Raw genomic sequence first — 16,858 nt, 5'->3', positions numbered from 1 at the left:
CTCAGGGGCAGTCATGATGGGCAAGCGGATTTTGTTGATTCTCGGCCATCCATCCAGCGAAAGTTTTTGTGCGGCACTGGCCGGACGTTACTTGGAATCAGCCCGCGAGGCCGGGCACGAGGTGCGGCAACTGTCCCTCGGCCAGATCGATTTCGACCCGATCCTGCGCGAAGGCTACCGCCAGGTTCAGGCCCTTGAACCGGATCTGCTCCAGGCTCAGGCCGACCTGCTCTGGGCCGAACACCTGACGCTGGTGTACCCGATCTGGTGGGGCGGGATTCCGGCGCTGCTCAAAGGTTTTTTCGATCGGGTCCTGCTCCCCGGCTTCGCTTTCAAATACCGCGAGGGCAAAGCATTTCCCGACAAACTCCTGCACGGTCGCAGCGCCCATTTGTTGGTCACCATGGACACGCCGCCCTGGTATTACCGCTGGATCTATCGCATGCCCGGCCTTCACGAGGTGCGCAAGAACACACTGGCGTTCTGCGGTATCGAACCTCGCCGGACGCTGACCTTCGGACCAGTGCTCGGCGCCAGCGACCATCAGCGTGAAACCTGGCTGAAGCAGGCCGGATCGATTGCCCGGCATTGAGTTTTCCGCTATTGGTGCTCTGGCCCGCTGACGGAGAAAAGGGATTTGCACATGTACATCGGCCAGGCCGCACAGCGTTCGGGAACCACGATCAAGACCATCCGCCACTACGAGTCGATCGGCCTGCTGCCCGAGGCCCCGCGCCAGGGCAAATACCGGGTTTACGACCCGCAGACGGTCGAACTGCTGAGTTTTATCAAATGCGCACAGGCACTGGGTTTTCGCCTCAGGGAATTGCAGGCGATCTTTGCCGGCCAGCCTGAACTGACGCCCTATGAAAAGGCCCGCCGCGCGATTGCCGGCAAACAACAGGAAATCGCGGCGCAGCTCTCGAAACTCACCCGCCAGCAAGAGGAACTGAGCGCGCTGGAGGCCAGTCTTGAACACGCGCAACAGCAATGCCTGTCGAGCGTATCGACTGCAAAATAAGCACAAGGAATAGCTTGCAAGGTACGTATACATACGTACTATATCGCCAGAGCGAACGTGTTGCCCGATACCCGTTTTCGCACAACGACAACGGACAAGGAAGAACGGATCGGCTCCATTAAACCTACATGGAATGAGGTGACGCGATGGTTGATTCAACGGAGTTTCGTAATGCAATGGCGATGTTGGGGAGTGCCGTCACCATCGTCACGACCGATGGCCCTGCGGGGCGTTTCGGCTTTACCGCGTCGGCGGTGTGCAGCGTGACGGATTCACCGCCCACGCTGCTGGTGTGCGTCAATCGCTCGTCGTCCAATCACGAGCATTTCAAGACCAATGGCGTGTTGTGCGTGAACGTCCTGACCGGCGATCACCAGTCGACCTCCGGGGCGTTCGCCAATCGGCAGTTGAGCATGCAGGAGCGTTTTTCCAGCGTGAACTGCCAAACCCTCAAGACCGGTTCGCCGGTGATCGAAGAGGCGCTGGTGAGCCTCGATTGCCGGGTCAGCAAGGTCGATGAAGTGGGCACTCACAGCATCTTCTACTGTGAAATTCTCGAGCTGCAGCAACACAGCGAGGCCACGGAAGGCCTGGTCTACTTCAACCGCAGTTACTACCGTCTGAACGACGAACTGCGCCTGGCACCCGAGCAGTGATCCAGACACCCGCCGGCCTCGGCTGACGCCGGCCGGCGGGTCATGACAGGGATGTAACCATGCTATTCAATGAAGACAACTTCGCGGATATCGACCTGAACCTGATCATCATTTTCCTGGTGCTGTTCCGCGAACGCAGCGTGTCACGCACGGCCGAACGCCTGCACGTCAAACAACCCGCCATCAGCGGATCGCTGGCCCGGCTGCGCAAGCGGTTCGATGATCCTCTGTTTCTGCGCTCATCCAGAACCATGCGCCCGACCTCGAAAGCCGAGGAGCTGGCGCAGGCCCTGACGCCGGCCATCAAGCAGATCGAAGCGGTGATCCGGCTCTGAAAACCGGCGAAAAAAAACCTGCGGGCGTTCGCTCCCGCAGGTTTCATTTTGTCAGGCCGACTTGAGCGCCTGAGCGTACTCGACCCGAGCCCAGAACGCCGGCAGGAAGCACTCGCTGACCAGCAGCGCCGAGTCATTGCGGGTGAAGCGCGAACGCCGGGCCAGCAGACGTTTGGCCTGCGGCGCGTAGCGCTGGGACAGCGCCGCCAACGGTGCGCCAGGGGGCAGCACGGCGCACTGGAAGGGCTCGCGCAGGGTCTGCTCCGAGGTGTAGAGAATCTCGGCCAGCGGTCGACGACCATAGCCGTTCAGATCCGCCCAGTCGCCCTTCAGCGCCGGCATGCTGGTCAGGCTGCGCGCGGTGACGCAGGCCTCGCCATCGAGCTTCATCACCACTTCACGCACCCAGCCGATGGTCATCGACGGCACGTTCAGTGCGTGCGCTTCTTCTGGATTGAGCGGGCCATGGGACTGCTCGACCACTTCGATTGAATAGTCGCCCATGGCTTTCAGGCGCGGGGTCAAGGCCCCGGGCAAAAACAGCCAGTGATGCTCGGAGCCGGTCAAATCCGACAGGGGTCGCGACGACCAGTAATGACTTGTATCCATACCCGCACACACCTTCCTGGTGATGGTGAATTGTTTGGTTGCCGTGGAAGGCCAACCCTTCACCGGCGGTGTCTGTCACTCGGTTCCGTTTTCTTCGGTCACTTCGTGTTTGCTGATCACGCTGATGGTCTGTTCATCGGTCTTGACCGCCGACAGCAGCGAGTCAAGAAGCCCCGGGAAACGCATGTCCATGTCTTCACGACGCAAGGACAGCAGGTTTTCCCGACCGTAGGGGCGTTGCCAAATCAGACCGCTGTCGCGCAGTACCCGCCAGTGGTGGGTCATGGTCGACTTCGATGCGCCCTTGAGGATCCGGCCGCATGGATGTTCCTGGCCATCGGACAACACTTTCAACACGGTCAGGCGAAGCGGGCTTCCCAATGCGTTCAGCACATTTTCCAGAAGGATCTGATCCTGATTGGGATGATTCGGGACGTTCATAGGTAGGTACCCTTGATGATATAGGCGGGAAAAATCCGTCTTGTATTCGTCTATACGAGAACAGTAAGACTATACACAAGATGCTTTTTTCCCGCGACAGCCACCCCGAAGGCGGCGTCCCGGAAAACACTACAGAGCACTGCTCTGTGCCGTCTCCAGCGCAGGCGCCTGGAACCCGCCGCCCAGCGCTGCCATCAACGAAACCGAGCTGTCGATGTGCTTGCTGTTGAGGAAGGCCAGGCGCATTTCGTCCTGAATCAATTGTTGCTCGATGTTCAGCGCATCGAGGAACGTGTCCTCCCCTGCCTTGTAACGCGACTGCGACAGATCGTAAGACGACTGGGCAATCGAACAGGCATCGCGCTGCACGACGATTTGCTGCTCGAACGAACGCAACTGCGTCACCGAAATTGCCACTTCGTGCAGGGCCGAATTCAACACCCGGTTGTACTGGGCGATGGAGCTGTCGAGCTCGGCATTGCCAGCCTTCAGATCCGAGCGCAGACGCCCGGCATCGAAGATCGGCAGCGACACCGTCGGCGCCACATTCCAGAACTTGCTGACCCCGGCGAACATCGCATCACCGATCAAGGCATGCGAGCCTGCCGCCGCCACCAGGTTGATGTTCGGGTAGAACGTGGTCTTCACCGCTTCAACGTTCTTGGTCTCGGCCTCTACCCGCCAGCGCGCCGCGACGATATCCGGACGACGACCGAGCAACTGCGCCGGCAACTGCGCCGGCAATGCCACGACGCTGGCTTGCAGATTCGATGGCCGCTCGAGTGTGCGCGCACGATCGACACCCTTGCCGATCAGAGCCGACAATTGCAGCCGGGCGATTTCGATGTCTTCGTTGGCGCCGATCAGGGTCGACTCCGAACGCGCCTTGAGGCTCTGCACCTGTTTGAGTTGCGAGAGGTTGTCGAGCCCCGAGCCGTAGCGCGAATCCGTCAGATCCACCAGTTTGCTCAAACGTTCGAGATCGCGCCGGTTGAGCTCCGACACCTGCCATGCGTACGCCAGCTGGTTATAGGCCTTGGCCACGTTGACCGCCAGAATCAGCCGCGACGATTGCAGATCGACTTCCGCCGCTTTCGCGCTGTTGAGCGCCGATTCCCAGGCAGCACGCTGGCCGCCCCAGAGGTCGAAGGTGTAGCTGAAGTTCACCGCCAGATTGCGTGCGGTGAAGTATTTCTCACCCTCGCCGCTGTAATCCTCGAAGCGCGACAGCCGACCGCGAGTGACACCCGCCGACGCATCCATTTCCGGGTAACGCTCAGCATCGCGCAGGTCGAGGAACGCGTTGGCCTTGGCGACCCGGGCAGCGACTTCCTGCAAGTCCGGGTTGCTGGCATACGCCTCTTCGATCAACGCGCCCAAGCGTGGATCGCCCAGCGATGTCCACCAGTCCGCACGCGGCCACTGGGCCGCTGGCAACTTGTCTTTCAGGCTGTCGGACGGCGCATCGCCGACCGCCAGCAATTTGCCCTGATGATCGATCCCGGCGTAGTTCACACAACCCGCCGCCAACAGGATGGACGCCGCCAGGGGCGCCAGCATCAAGCGTGTAATTGAATACATGTCACGTCCTCACAGGATGGGTTGCGGCACACCGGCCGGTTCGGCTTCGGGTGCGTGGCTCGGTTGCTTGATCGAACTGAGCAGCGTGTACACCGACGGCAGAATGAACAGGGTGAACAAGGTACCGATCAGCATCCCCACCACAATTACCAGGCCCAGGCCGAAGCGGCTGTTGGCGCCGGCACCGCTGGCGAACAACAGCGGCGCGAGACCGACCACCATGGCTGCGGTGGTCATCAGGATCGGCCGCAGACGCACCTGCGCGGCGTGCTGGATCGCTTGCACGCGGTCCATGCCTTGCTGGCGCTGCAACTCGTTGGCGAACGCGACCATCAGGATCCCGTGTTTACTGATCAGACCGATCAGCGTGATCAGGCCGATCTGGGTGTAGATGTTCATCGAAGTCATGCCCAGCGCCAGCGGCACCAGGGCCCCGCAGATCGACAGCGGCACGCTGATCAGAATGATGAACGGGTCGCGGAAGCTCTCGTACTGCACGCTCAGCACCAGATAGATGATCACCAGGGCCAGGCCGAAGGTGAACGCCAGGCTGTTGCCTTCCTGCACGTATTGGCGGGCGTCGGACTGCCAGTCGAAACTGAAGCCGGCCGGGAAGTTTTCCGATTGTTTCTGCAGGAAGCCCACCGCATCGCCCAACGTCACGCCCGGTGCCGGAATGGCCTGTAACGTGGCGGAGTTCTGCTGGTTGAACTGGGTCAGGCGATTCGGCTCAACCTTGACGCTGAGGGTGGCCAGTGTCGACAACGGCACCGGGTTGCCCTTCTGATCCTTCACGTAATACAGCTTCAGGGTTTCCGGGGTCAGGCGATCCGCCGACACCGACTGCGGGATCACGTCATAGGAACGACCGTGGAACGAGAACCGGTTGACGTACTTCTCGCCGATCAGGCTGTTGAGCGTCTCGCCGATGTCCTGCATGCGGATGCCCAGGGCGTTGGCCTTGGCGCGGTCAACCTGGATTTCCACCACCGGGTTGTTGAAGTCCAGATCGCTGTCGACCACCGCGAACAGACCACTGGCTTGCGCCGCCTGCTTGAGCTGATCCATCACGTTGTACAGCGCCAGATAATCCTGATCGCTGCGGATCACCATCTGCACTGGCAGACCACCGGTAGAGCCCGGCAACGGCGGCATCTGGAACACGAAAATGCTCGTGCCTTCAATCTGGTTCACCCGTGCCTGCAAGTCAGGCTGGATGGTGTTGGCATCCCGGCCGCGCTTTTCCCAGTCCACCAGGTTGATCCCGCCGACGCTGTTGGACAGACCATCGGAACCGTTCGCCACCCAGTTGCTGTAGCCCTCGGGGATTTCGTTGAAGGTCTTGTACAGCTCGTGGGCATAGGCCTCGAGGTAATTCAGGTTGGCGTGCTGCGGTGCCTTGATTGCGGTCAGCAGGATGTTCTGGTCTTCCAGCGGCGCCAGTTCGGTCTGCGCCGAACGATAGAGGAACGGCAGGCTGAAGAAGATCACCAGCGCCACGCTGAGGCTGATCCAGCGACGCGATAGCGAACCGCCGAGCAGCGCGCCATAACGACGGGACAGGTACTGGAAGAAACGATCCGCCTTGACCGCCATGAAACCTTCGCTGGTTTTCGCGTCCAGCAGACGGGTACTCATGATCGGCGAAAGGGTCAGGGCGACGATGCCGGAAATCACCACGGCGCCCGCCAGGGTCAGTGCGAACTCCTTGAACAGCGTGCCGGTGAGGCCGCCCATCAAACCGATCGGCGCATACACCGCCGCCAGGGTGAAGGTCATCGCCACTACCGGCCCGGCCACTTCACGGGCGCCGATCAGCGCCGCTTCGAACGGCGTCTTGCCCTCTTCGATGTGACGGTGGACGTTTTCCACCACGACGATGGCGTCGTCCACCACCAGCCCGATGGCCAGCACCATGGCGAGCAGGGTCAGCAAGTTGAGGCTGAAGCCGAACATCTGCATCAGCATCGCCGCGCCGAGCATCGACAGCGGAATGGTCACCAGCGGAATCAGCACGGTGCGGAACGTGCCCAGGCACAGGTAAATCACCAGCACCACGATCACCAGCGCTTCGAGCAGGGTGTAGCTCACCTCGTCGATCGACGACTGAATGAAGTGCGCCACTTCGAACGGGATCTGCACGGTCACGCCCGGTGGCAGGGTTTCCTGGATCTGCGGCAGCAATTCGCGCACACGCTTCACGATCACCAACGGGTTGCCGGTCGGCGCCGCGTCCAGACCGAGGAACAGCGCCGGCACATCGCTCATCGCGCCGCTGGTGTCGGTGGAGGCTGCGTTCAGTTCTACAGTACCGACGTCACGCACACGGATGATGTGGCCGTTGTCGTTGCGCAGCACCATGTCGCGGAAGTCTTCGACGCTGTTCAGGTCGGTGTTGACCCGCAGGTTGCTGACCACGTACAGGCCTTTGACCTGACCCGGCGCTGCCTGGAAGTTGTTGCCTTCGATAGCCGCCGAAACGTCCTGCCCGGTCATGCCGTAACCGGCCAGACGCTGCGGATCGAGCCAAAGGCGCATGGACAGTTTCTGCTCGCCCATGATGTTGATCTTGGCCACGCCTTCGATGCCGGCGAACATCGGTTCGACGACGCGGGAGATGTAATCCGACATCTCCGGAATGGTCAGGTTGGAGCTGGCAAACGCGACGTAAGCCACGCTGGTGAAACCGCCGGAAGTACGCTCGACCACCGGGTCGTAAGCATCCTTGGGCAAGCGGTATTTGATCTGGTTGACCTTGGCCATGACCTCGGTCAGCGCCGCGATGGAATCACTGTTCAGTGCCATGCGGATCGTCACCTGGCTGCGGCCCTGGGTCGAGGCCGACGACAGATAGTCGATGCCCTCGACCGAGGCAACGGCCTGGCTGATCGGTTGGGTGACGAAGCCCTGCATCAGCTCCGAAGAGGCGCCGGGATACTGGGTGGTGACCGTGATGGTCGACGTTTCCAGCATCGGGTACTGGCGGATCGGCAGGTTCATCAGCGCGCGCACCCCGAACAGCAGGATCAGCGTGCTGACCACCACGGCCAGCACCGGGCGGCGAAGAAAGAGGTCGGTGAAATTCATTTTTCCAGCCCACTGAGTTTAAGAGCAATCGTGTCCGGCACGCCTTCCACCGCCACACCGTCGTGGAGTTTCAACTGACCGGAAGTCACCACCTGCACACCTTCGATCAAGCCCTTGTCGACCACCGCCCAGCCGTTGCGACGCTCGCCGACCTTGATCGACTCACGCTTGACCTTCTGCACGCCGGTCTCGTCGGTGTAGACCGAGAACACGCTCTCGCCGTAGGCGTTGTAGGTGATCGCGGTTTCAGGAATCAGCAGTTCGGCGGTCTGTGGCAGGGTCACCGAGACCCGTGCATACATGCCGGGACGCAGGCGTTTTTGCGTGTCGGTGATGACCGCTTGAACGTTGATGGTGTGCGACTGGTTGATCTGCGGATCGACCGCGACGATCTTGCCGGCAAAGGTCGCGTCCCCCCAGGCATCGACCTTGGCCTGCACGGTCTGGCCCAGTTGCACTTGCGAGCCATCGCGCTCGGCGAGGGTGAAGTTGACGCGCAGCAGGCCCGGATCCGTCAGGGTCGCCACCGCGCTGCCGGCTTGCAGGTACTGGCCAAGGTGCGCCTGGCGAATGCCGAGGGTGCCGGCGAACGGCGCACGAATGTGCCGCTGGGCGATCTGCGCCTGCATACGTTCCATGTCGCCCTTGGCCGCGTCGTATTGAGCGCGGGCACTGTCGAAGGCGCGACGGCTTTCGGCGCCGGTCTTGGCCAGTTCCTGGACCCGGGCAAACTGCGCCTTGGCCGATTCGTACTCGCCTTTCAGGCGCACCAGTTCACCTTGCTCGGGTGCGTCGTTGAGCTTGAGCAGCACCTGCCCCGCCTTCACTTCATCACCGGACTCGAAATCGATGTCCACCACTTTGCCGCTGACTTCGGCCGAGACCAGCACCTGACGCTGCGCCTCGAGTTTGCCGATGGCTTCGAGGTAGTAGGTGTACGGTTGTTTCTTGACCACGGCCAGGCCGACGCGGGTGCTGGGAATTCGTTGTTCGGCAGCGGCCGGTGGCGGCGACCAGAAACGCCAGCCCAGCGCGGCAGAAAGAACCACCACCAGAACAATAAAGATCAGCGACTTGATAATATTTCGAGCAAGCATGTGGCACTCCCTTGACTCTTTACTGCGAGCACAAAAGTTTGAGATTTAAGAAAATAAAGGTGCGACTTGAAACGGGCGCGTTATTGATCCCTGTGAATATTCACTGATAACGCACCCGTTTTTTATTTATCGGCTATTACGCCGCCGCCAGTACGTTGGTTTTATCCAGGTAATACTTGCCGATACCGTGCAAGTTCAAAGGCGACAGGGTGAAGTGCTTCGAACCGGTATGAATATCGCGGAAGCAACGTTCCAGGAAGTGCGACTTGTAGACCGCTTTGGAGCCGGCCATGGAGTAGAGCTGGTTGACCGCATTGACCGAGTTTTCAGTCAGTACCGAGGCTGCCAGACCGACACGGGCGCTGACCGGTTCGCCGATGGTTTCACCACGGCTGATTACTTGGTGAATCGCATCTTCCAGCAGCAGTTGCGCGGTGTGGACCGAAGAAATGGCGCGACCGGTCTTCTCGAAGATCACCCCTTCCAGGCCCGGGTCGGTGTTGACCGCGCGGTCGTTGCGGAAGTGATCCACCGCAGCCCGGGCCACGCCCAGCACGGTGGACATCGCCGCCAGGGTGCCGAACTCGTAGTAGCCGGTGGCGTAGGCCCGAGAGCTGCGCGCTTCGGGGGATTTCTTCAGGGTTTCGACGTCCAGCGAATACGACTTGTGGACGATGACGTTGGAGCACTGGAAGTGATGGCTGCCGGTGCCGCGCATGCCCAGGGTGTCCCAGGTCGGCAGGATGGTGCACTGGCTGGCGGGGACGAAGAACATCCGCACTTGCGGGGTGGTGTTGTTTTCGGTGCCTTTGACGGTGGCGGTGCAAACCAGCCAGTCGGCGTGGGCCGAGCCGCTGGCGAAGGCCCACTTGCCGCTCAGCAGGTAATCGTCACCCATTGGCAGCGCTTCGCCGCCGGAGTGGATGGCGCCGATCACGAAACCGTCGCAGTGGTTGTAGATCGCTTCGGAAGTGGCTTCCGGCAGGTAGTCCGACAGGCGCCCCATCGCCACCTGAACCGCCAGTTGCCAAGACAGCGAAGCGTCGTACCGGGCAAATTCCAGCACCAGCGCGGAAGTGGTCTGGATATCGACCTGGGAGCCGCCGAATGCCCGGGACACCGACGTACGGCCAAAACCGTCCTTGAAGAACTTGGACATCACATCCTTGTGCGTCGCATTGGTCTGCTCGCTGTAATCGCGGTGCTGAACAATCAGCGGGTTCAGTGCACGCACCTTCTCGAGCCATTCATTGGATTCGGAGGGAAGGCTGTTCCATTGCATTAGATTTTTCATAACGGCTCCTAGCTATTATTTATTTACGATCAGCAGACGAAAAAACAGACGAACTTTTATTGTTGTTAAACCCCGATAAAAATGTACGTCTACAGTCGTACATTTGACAAGCACTATTATCAGACTTCTTTCAATTTCCTATGAAAGTGCAATCGCTGTCCGACAATAACGCAAGGCGCAAGAGACCAACGTAACTTGCAAACAAGTTACGTTGTTCGAATCTTTTAATTACTTCACACCGGCACGCCGGTCACTGACCCGCGACAGCGATGCCCAGTCCTGATCCGCCTGACCATGGGCCATGCCGTCCAGCAAGTTGTCCTTCAACACACTGGCAAACGGCAGCGGTACCTGGGCAGCCTCCCCGGCCTCCAGCACCAGACGGACGTCCTTCAATCCCAACGATAATTTGAAGCCGGCCGGCTCGAATGTGTCATCGGCCATCTGCTTGCCGTACCCCTGATAGACCGGAACGGGAAACAGCGTCGAGGTGATCATGTCGATGAATGCCGCACGGCTGATGCCGTAACCACCGGCCAGGGTCGAGGCTTCGGCCAGCGACTCGATCGCCGAAGCGACCATCAGGTTGGCCGACAGTTTGGCGGCGCACGCCACGTCTGCGGCCTCACCGAAGTGCCAGGTCTTGCGTCCCAGCACATCGAACAGCGGCTGCACCCTGGCCATTGCTTCGGCAGGCCCGGAGGCGAGGATATTCAGATTGCCGGCGGCCGCCACATCGACTCGCCCCAGCACCGGTGCCGAAACGTAACCGACGCCGCGCGCCTCGTGCAGCGCAGCCAGTTCCTTGGCCAGTGCCACGGACACCGTAGACATGTTGACGTGAACGCTGCCGGCCGACAGACCGTCCAGCGCCTTGGCGTCGAGAAACACCGAGCGGATCGCCGAGTCATCGCCGAGCATCGAAATCAGCACCTCGGCCTGCGCTGCCAGCGCGGGTGAATCGACAGGTTCGGCGCCAGCCCTGGCCAGTTCCTCCAGCGGTGCCGACGAGCGATTCCACACGCGGACCCGATGCCCGGCCTTCAGCAGGTTCAGCACCATCGGCGCCCCCATCGTGCCCAGACCGATAAATCCCAGTTCCATGTCGCGCTCCTCTCTCGATGAGGTCTTCAAATCCGTTTGTAAAATGACCCACGATTGCGATTGTACGTGTACAGGCGTACATTTCAAGTGCCGCGTTGATTCATTCTTCGTGGCAAGGGTTTCAAACGTACCTTTACCCAAGGCAAGGAGGCTTTATGCAATTCGGGATCTACACCGTTGGCGACGTCACACAAGACCCTACCAACGCCCGTACCCCCAGCGAATCCGAGCGCATCCAGGCCACCCTGCAAATTGCGCAGAAGGCCGAAGACATCGGACTGGATGTGTTCGCGACCGGCGAGCACCACAATCCTCCGTTCATCACCTCCTCTCCCACCACGCTGCTGGCGTACATCGCAGCGAAGACCCAACGCATCATTCTCTCGACGTCCACCACCCTGATCAGCACCAACGATCCGGTGCGTCTGGCGGAAGAATATTCGCTGCTGCAAAACCTCTGCGGCGGACGCATGGACCTGATGCTCGGCCGTGGCAACACCGCGCCGGTCTATCCCTGGTTCGGCAAGAGCATCGCCGACGCCCTGCCATTGGCGATGGAAAATTATCGCCTGCTGCACCGGCTCTGGCGCGAGGAAGACATCAACTGGAGCGGACGCTTTCGTACGCCGCTGAACCACTTCACGTCGATCCCGCGACCACTGGACGACCTGCCGCCCTTCGTCTGGCACGGCTCGATCCGCACCCCGGAAATCGCCGAACAGGCGGCCTATTACGGCGACGGTTTTTTCGCCAGCCACATCCTCTGGCCCCGGGAACATTTCATGGCGCTGGTGGAGTTCTACCGCACGCGCTTTGCCCATTACGGCCATGGCACACCGGAGCAGGCGATCGTCGGCCTCGGCGGGCACATCTTCATGCGTCGCAACTCCCAGGATGCACGTCGGGAATTCCGTCCTTACTTCGATAACGCGCCGGTGTATGGCCACGGTCCATCCCTGGAAGAGTTCATGGAGATGACTCCGCTGGCCGTTGGCAGCCCTCAGGAAATCATCGACAAGACCCTGACCTTCCGCGAGCACTTCGGCGACTATCAGCGCCAGTTGTTCCTGTTCGACCACGGCGGTATTCCACTGAAGACAGTGCTGGAACAACTCGACATGTTCGGCAAGGAAGTCTTGCCGGTGCTGCGTGAAGAAACCCGCAAACGCCGCTCGCCACTGGCAGCCGAAGCACCGACTCACGCCAATCGCCTGGCTAGTTTGCAATCCCTGCAACCTTTGCCAGCCGAACCACGCCCGGGCGTCAAAAAACCGCAACATGACAGTGTGACCGGCCACTGAAACCGTGGGAGCATCCGTGCTCCCACATTGATCTCGCAACGGTCAGGCAGCGCCTTTCAGCGGGCGCTGCGCGTCCATCGAAACCACCACATCATCGTTGATCAGCCGCGCCAGATACTGACCGTAACCGGTCTTGCTCATGCTGCCCGCGTGGACCAGCAACTGCGCATCGTCGATCCAGCCCTTGTTGTAAGCGATCTCTTCGAGGCAGGCGATTTTCAGGCCCTGACGCTTCTCGATGGCCTGCACGAAATTACCGGCTTCCATCAACGCATCGTGGGTGCCGGTGTCGAGCCAGGCCATGCCACGGCCCATCACCGAAACGTTCAACTTGCCGCGTTGCAGGTAGACATTGTTGACGTCGGTAATCTCCAGTTCACCGCGCGGCGACGGCTTGATGTCGGCGGCAATCTGCAACACTTCGTTGTCGTAGAAATACAGGCCGGTGACCGCGTAGTTGGATTTCGGATCGCTCGGTTTTTCGCAGATGCTCAGGGCCTTGCCGGCGGCATCGAATTCCACCACGCCAAAGCGCTCGGGATCGGCCACGTAGTAGCCGAACACCGTGGCGCCCTCGTCGCGAGACGCGGCTTGCAGCAGGGTTTCACCGAAACCGGCGCCGTAGAAAATGTTGTCGCCGAGCACCAGGCAGACGTTGTCTTCACCGACAAATTCACGACCGATGATGAACGCCTGGGCGAGGCCGTCCGGGCTCGGCTGCACCGCATAACTCAGGCTCAGGCCCAACTGGCTGCCGTCACCGAGCATGCGCTGGAAGCCCGGCAGATCTTCCGGGGTGGAGATGATCAGGATCTCGCGGATTTCCGCCAGCATCAGCACCGACAGCGGGTAATAGATCATCGGTTTGTCATACACCGGCAGCGACTGTTTCGAGACGCCCAGGGTGATCGGGTGCAGACGCGAACCGGCGCCGCCTGCCAGCAGAATTCCTTTGTACTTGGCCATGCTTTTTTCCTTTCAAGCAGTGAGATTTGAATGACTGAGTGTTCAGGCCACGAGGGCTTCGTTACGTTGCTCGCCGAGACGCTCCAGCGCGTAGGCACCGGACATCACCCGCACCCACCAGGCGCGGTTGTCGAGGTACCAGTCGACGGTTTTCTTCATGCCGCTTTCGAAGGTTTCCTGCGGCGTCCAGCCCAGCGTCGCGTGGATTTTCCCGGCATCGACGGCATAGCGTTTGTCGTGCCCTGGACGATCCTTGACGAAGGTGATCAGGTCGCGGAAGTGCGCAATGCCCGCCGGCTTTTCCGCACCGCGCGCCTCCAGCAAATCGCACAGGGTTTGCACGACTTCCAGATTGGTCTTCTCGTTGTGGCCGCCGATGTTGTAGGTCTGCCCGACCTCACCGCGCGTGACCACCGCATGCAGGGCGCGGGCGTGATCCTCGACGAACAGCCAGTCGCGGATCTGCGCGCCATCGCCGTACACCGGCAACGGTTTGCCTTGCAGCGCGTTGAGGATGACGTGAGGAATCAGCTTTTCCGGGAAGTGATACGGCCCGTAATTGTTCGAGCAGTTGCTCATCACCACCGGCAAACCATAGGTGCGATGCCAGGCGCGGACCAGATGGTCGGAACCGGCCTTGGTCGCCGAATACGGCGAGCTTGGCGCATACGGCGTGCGTTCGGTGAACGCCGGATCTTCGGGTTCCAGGTCGCCATACACTTCGTCGGTGGAAATGTGATGGAAACGAAACGCCGACTGACGCGCCGCATCCAGTCGGTTCCAGTAACCGCGCGCGGCTTCGAGCATCGTGTAAGTGCCGACGATGTTGGTTTCGATGAAAGCTTGCGGGCCATCGATCGAACGGTCCACGTGGGACTCGGCAGCCAGGTGCATCACCGCATCCGGTTGCAGGCGCGCGAACAGTTCGTCCAGCGCCGGCTTGTCGCAGATGTCCACCTGACAGAACCGATAACGCGGCGAGTCGGACACATCGGCCAGCGACTCGAGATTGCCGGCGTAGGTCAGTTTGTCGACGTTGATCACTTCACATTCGGTCTCTTCAATCAGAAACCGCACCACGGCCGAGCCAATGAAGCCCGCGCCCCCTGTCACTAAAATTTTCATCAGCGCCTCCCCTGGCAAAATGATGTTAACGTCCTTCGATGCTGCCCGCCGTCATGTGCGGGTCAGTTCAACAGTGCCACCCAATATTGCGACAGCCCTTGTTCGAGAATCAGCAGCGTCTGGATGCAGACGAAGCTTTCGTCGGTGGTTGCCGAGGTCGCGTTGAGCGGGCCGAAACCACCGTCCTGCTTCTGATGAGAAGCGATCCAGTCTTTCGATTCCTGCAAATACGTCGGCTGCGCGTCGAGCAGAAACATCGCCGCGATGGCCATGTAAGTGCCCACCAGACTGACCGCTTTGCCCGGCCGGTAATGGAACGAGCCGTTGGCCAGTTGCAGCTTTTGCAGCCAGGCAACGGTCTGTTCGGCATCGACGATGCGTCGGTTGAGAATGAACAGCGTCGACACCACGCGGTACACCGAAAACGCGTCCGGCGGATATCCGGGCTTGTTGGCGAAACCGCCGTCGACCGAGCGACAGCGCAGGGCAAACGCCATCACGCCCTGTTCGTCCGGCGCCTTGGCTTCCAGCGCATGCAGCGACAGCACCGCCAGGTTGGTGTGCCAGATGTCCGAGCCGAACCCCGGCACATCACCGAACCCGCCATCGGGGTTCTGGCACGCTTGCAGGTAACGCACGCAACCACCGATATCGTTCGGCAATGCACCCAGCACCCGCAGCGACAACACCGCGCAGTAGGTCGCGAACACATCGCTCAGATGCCCCGGCTGCTCGGCAAATCCGCCGTCGGTGTTCTGCGAAGCCCTGATGCAGTCGATCAGGCTGGCCTTGTTTTCGATTTGCAGGCCCAACGCGTGCAAGTCCGAGATCACATGCAGCCCGGAAAACACCTGCCAGGTTTTGTCGGCACGAAAGCCCAGCGGCGCGGTTTCGGCGGTCAGCCCGTAAGGCGTTTCGTTCGACGCCCGGGCTTTGGCCAGCCACGCCAGATAACGTTGCAGATCGACATTGATGGTCGGCACGCCATTCGGGTGAATGCGTTGCACGTCGCCACCGCCATCGATCACTTGCAGCTCACGATTTACCAACGCCGCATCGTCATGATGAGCAACGGCAACGGCCGGCTCGATGGCCTGCAAGGCGTGGGCGGCGGCGAGCTGGGTTTTCAGGCTCTTCAGGTGCAGCGGCAGGTACGTCAGGTTGCCGATGCTGAAGATCCCCGGCTGACGCGGCGGCGCCCAGAACTGCCGGATGAACGGCACGGTCGGGTCGTCGGGCGTCGACCAGAAGTAGCCCTTGCCCATGAACAGTCCGCCATTGCGGGTGTCATGAAACTCCAGCAAAGCAGCCGTCAGCGAAGCCCGGTCAGCGTCGCTCGAGCCGGACGGCAAGGCCTGAATGGCCTGCAACAGCAACGCCACGTCGTAGGCGGTCTTGATCGGGAACGGCGACTCGTGATTCTTGTACGTGGTGTGCCAGTCGCAACGCACTTTGCCGTTGATCCCGACCCGGTCCCAATACCCGCCGTAGGCCGGATCGCGGAACAACGCCAGGGTTTGCAGCAGGAACGAACGGGCCAGATTCGACAACGCATTGTCGTCCCGCACATCGGCCAGTTGCGCCAGCACCAGGCTGACCTGAGCACGCACGGCGCAACGGGTCAGCGCCACATCGACACAGGATTGGCTGTCGCTGCCGGCCACCCGGCCGATCAGGTTTTCTGCATGAATCTGCAGGTGCCCGACCAGTCCCAGGCCCAACGGCTCGTTGCCGATGCGCGCCAGCAACGCCGTGGCGCTGATGTCGAGATCGATCGAGCTCGCCAGCTCCAGCGGCGTCGACCAATCACTGCTGTACAGCCCGGCAACCGTGGAACGGGCGTAAAGCGCTTCGACCTTTTCCAGCATACCGTGGATCACGGCATCGTTAGCCGCGTCCTGCGGCATTCGACGCTGATAGGCAATCAGCGCAGCCAATGCGTCCAGTTGCAGCGCCAGCGTCCGGCAACGCCCCGAACCGTGGGGCGTCCAGTAGCGGTCAGCGAGCTCGTGAAAACCGGCGTTCGGCGCATCGTACAAATGCATCAGCCCGTCGTGGGCAAAACGCAGTTGAACATCGTCACCGTGGTCGGCCTGGTAGAGCGTGGCTGCGACCTGGTCCTGCAACTGCTTGTCAGTGGAAATCGCGACCTCGCCACTGGCATCGGTGACAGCAAAAAAACCGCCGTACTCAATGTCCTTGAGGCCTTGATCAAATACAAACTGCGGATGCAGTGGCATG

At 60.7% G+C, this 16,858-nt stretch carries 15 protein-coding genes; 5 read left to right on the top strand and 10 right to left on the bottom strand.

The window, feature by feature from the left end; genetic code table 11:
- The first annotated feature begins 13 nt into the window (after positions 1–13).
- The 4 genes from NH234_RS04510 (at position 14) to NH234_RS04495 (ending at position 2,012) form a co-directional block, all read left to right on the top strand.
- Positions 14–592: an NAD(P)H-dependent oxidoreductase gene (locus NH234_RS04510; RefSeq protein ID WP_367255718.1), complete on the top strand. Its 579-nt coding sequence runs from the start codon at positions 14–16 to the stop codon at positions 590–592.
- Positions 593–643: 51 nt separating this feature from the next.
- Entirely contained in the window at positions 644–1,021 is a 378-nt protein-coding gene (locus NH234_RS04505) for a MerR family transcriptional regulator (RefSeq protein ID WP_367255717.1), read from the top strand.
- Positions 1,022–1,167: 146 nt separating this feature from the next.
- A complete protein-coding gene (locus tag NH234_RS04500) occupies positions 1,168–1,677 on the top strand; it encodes a flavin reductase (RefSeq protein WP_007953834.1) in 510 nt (169 codons plus the stop codon).
- A gap of 59 nt (positions 1,678–1,736) precedes the next feature.
- The gene (locus NH234_RS04495; protein ID WP_085713206.1) at positions 1,737–2,012 is read left to right on the top strand and encodes a LysR family transcriptional regulator; all 276 of its coding nucleotides are present in this window, start codon (positions 1,737–1,739) and stop codon (positions 2,010–2,012) included.
- 51 nt (positions 2,013–2,063) lie between these two features.
- Here the strand turns inward: NH234_RS04495 and NH234_RS04490 are convergent, their stop codons facing one another.
- The 7 genes from NH234_RS04490 to NH234_RS04460 all read right to left on the bottom strand — a co-directional run bounded on the left by NH234_RS04490 (position 2,064) and on the right by NH234_RS04460 (position 11,312).
- Positions 2,064–2,621 carry a chorismate lyase gene (locus NH234_RS04490; RefSeq protein WP_367255716.1) on the bottom strand — a complete coding sequence of 186 codons (558 nt, stop codon included), beginning with the start codon at positions 2,619–2,621 and terminating at the stop codon, positions 2,064–2,066.
- Positions 2,622–2,696: 75 nt separating this feature from the next.
- The gene (locus NH234_RS04485; protein ID WP_085734068.1) at positions 2,697–3,062 is read right to left on the bottom strand and encodes a helix-turn-helix transcriptional regulator; all 366 of its coding nucleotides are present in this window, start codon (positions 3,060–3,062) and stop codon (positions 2,697–2,699) included.
- A 129-nt stretch (positions 3,063–3,191) separates the two neighbouring features.
- Complete coding sequence (locus NH234_RS04480; protein WP_367255715.1) at positions 3,192–4,643, bottom strand: efflux transporter outer membrane subunit; 1,452 nt, start codon at positions 4,641–4,643, stop codon at positions 3,192–3,194.
- 9 nt (positions 4,644–4,652) lie between these two features.
- Positions 4,653–7,730 (bottom strand): MexW/MexI family multidrug efflux RND transporter permease subunit, encoded by a 3,078-nt coding sequence (locus NH234_RS04475; RefSeq protein WP_367255714.1) that lies wholly within the window; start codon positions 7,728–7,730, stop codon positions 4,653–4,655.
- Complete coding sequence (locus NH234_RS04470) at positions 7,727–8,827, bottom strand: efflux RND transporter periplasmic adaptor subunit (RefSeq protein ID WP_085734071.1); 1,101 nt, start codon at positions 8,825–8,827, stop codon at positions 7,727–7,729. The genes NH234_RS04475 and NH234_RS04470 overlap by 4 nt, the downstream gene beginning before the upstream one ends.
- Before the next feature lie 136 nt (positions 8,828–8,963).
- A complete protein-coding gene (locus NH234_RS04465; protein ID WP_367255713.1) occupies positions 8,964–10,121 on the bottom strand; it encodes an oxidoreductase in 1,158 nt (385 codons plus the stop codon).
- Positions 10,122–10,349: 228 nt separating this feature from the next.
- The gene (locus tag NH234_RS04460; protein ID WP_367255712.1) at positions 10,350–11,312 is read right to left on the bottom strand and encodes an NAD(P)-dependent oxidoreductase; all 963 of its coding nucleotides are present in this window, start codon (positions 11,310–11,312) and stop codon (positions 10,350–10,352) included.
- 68 nt (positions 11,313–11,380) lie between these two features.
- Between NH234_RS04460 and NH234_RS04455 the strand changes: the two genes are divergently transcribed.
- A complete protein-coding gene (locus tag NH234_RS04455; RefSeq protein ID WP_367255711.1) occupies positions 11,381–12,526 on the top strand; it encodes an LLM class flavin-dependent oxidoreductase in 1,146 nt (381 codons plus the stop codon).
- 42 nt (positions 12,527–12,568) lie between these two features.
- Here the strand turns inward: NH234_RS04455 and rfbA are convergent, their stop codons facing one another.
- From rfbA to NH234_RS04440, 3 genes are all read right to left on the bottom strand, one after another.
- Positions 12,569–13,492, bottom strand: a complete 924-nt coding sequence (gene rfbA, locus NH234_RS04450; protein ID WP_085734075.1) for a glucose-1-phosphate thymidylyltransferase RfbA — start codon at positions 13,490–13,492, stop codon at positions 12,569–12,571.
- A gap of 42 nt (positions 13,493–13,534) precedes the next feature.
- Positions 13,535–14,617 carry a dTDP-glucose 4,6-dehydratase gene (gene rfbB / locus NH234_RS04445; protein ID WP_367255710.1) on the bottom strand — a complete coding sequence of 361 codons (1,083 nt, stop codon included), beginning with the start codon at positions 14,615–14,617 and terminating at the stop codon, positions 13,535–13,537.
- 62 nt (positions 14,618–14,679) lie between these two features.
- A complete protein-coding gene (locus tag NH234_RS04440) occupies positions 14,680–16,857 on the bottom strand; it encodes a prenyltransferase/squalene oxidase repeat-containing protein (protein ID WP_367255709.1) in 2,178 nt (725 codons plus the stop codon).
- Position 16,858: the final 1 nt, after the last annotated feature.

It is taken from the genome of Pseudomonas sp. stari2, from assembly GCF_040760005.1.
In the GTDB taxonomy this organism is placed as follows: Bacteria; Pseudomonadota; Gammaproteobacteria; order Pseudomonadales; family Pseudomonadaceae; genus Aquipseudomonas.
This window is presented reverse-complemented; position numbering and strand designations above follow the sequence as displayed.

What these genes read in the sequence shown, in the direction of transcription:
- NH234_RS04480 (WP_367255715.1), bottom strand. Translation starts at nt 4,643, where the DNA reads ATGTATTCAATTACACGCTTGATGCTGGCGCCCCTGGCGGCGTCCATC.
- NH234_RS04455 (WP_367255711.1), top strand. Translation starts at nt 11,381, where the DNA reads ATGCAATTCGGGATCTACACCGTTGGCGACGTCACACAAGACCCTACC.
- NH234_RS04465 (WP_367255713.1), bottom strand. Translation starts at nt 10,121, where the DNA reads ATGAAAAATCTAATGCAATGGAACAGCCTTCCCTCCGAATCCAATGAA.
- rfbB (WP_367255710.1), bottom strand. Translation starts at nt 14,617, where the DNA reads ATGAAAATTTTAGTGACAGGGGGCGCGGGCTTCATTGGCTCGGCCGTG.
- NH234_RS04495 (WP_085713206.1), top strand. Translation starts at nt 1,737, where the DNA reads ATGCTATTCAATGAAGACAACTTCGCGGATATCGACCTGAACCTGATC.
- NH234_RS04470 (WP_085734071.1), bottom strand. Translation starts at nt 8,827, where the DNA reads ATGCTTGCTCGAAATATTATCAAGTCGCTGATCTTTATTGTTCTGGTG.
- NH234_RS04510 (WP_367255718.1), top strand. Translation starts at nt 14, where the DNA reads ATGATGGGCAAGCGGATTTTGTTGATTCTCGGCCATCCATCCAGCGAA.
- NH234_RS04485 (WP_085734068.1), bottom strand. Translation starts at nt 3,062, where the DNA reads ATGAACGTCCCGAATCATCCCAATCAGGATCAGATCCTTCTGGAAAAT.
- NH234_RS04490 (WP_367255716.1), bottom strand. Translation starts at nt 2,621, where the DNA reads ATGGATACAAGTCATTACTGGTCGTCGCGACCCCTGTCGGATTTGACC.
- NH234_RS04500 (WP_007953834.1), top strand. Translation starts at nt 1,168, where the DNA reads ATGGTTGATTCAACGGAGTTTCGTAATGCAATGGCGATGTTGGGGAGT.
- rfbA (WP_085734075.1), bottom strand. Translation starts at nt 13,492, where the DNA reads ATGGCCAAGTACAAAGGAATTCTGCTGGCAGGCGGCGCCGGTTCGCGT.
- NH234_RS04475 (WP_367255714.1), bottom strand. Translation starts at nt 7,730, where the DNA reads ATGAATTTCACCGACCTCTTTCTTCGCCGCCCGGTGCTGGCCGTGGTG.
- NH234_RS04505 (WP_367255717.1), top strand. Translation starts at nt 644, where the DNA reads ATGTACATCGGCCAGGCCGCACAGCGTTCGGGAACCACGATCAAGACC.
- NH234_RS04440 (WP_367255709.1), bottom strand. Translation starts at nt 16,857, where the DNA reads ATGCCACTGCATCCGCAGTTTGTATTTGATCAAGGCCTCAAGGACATT.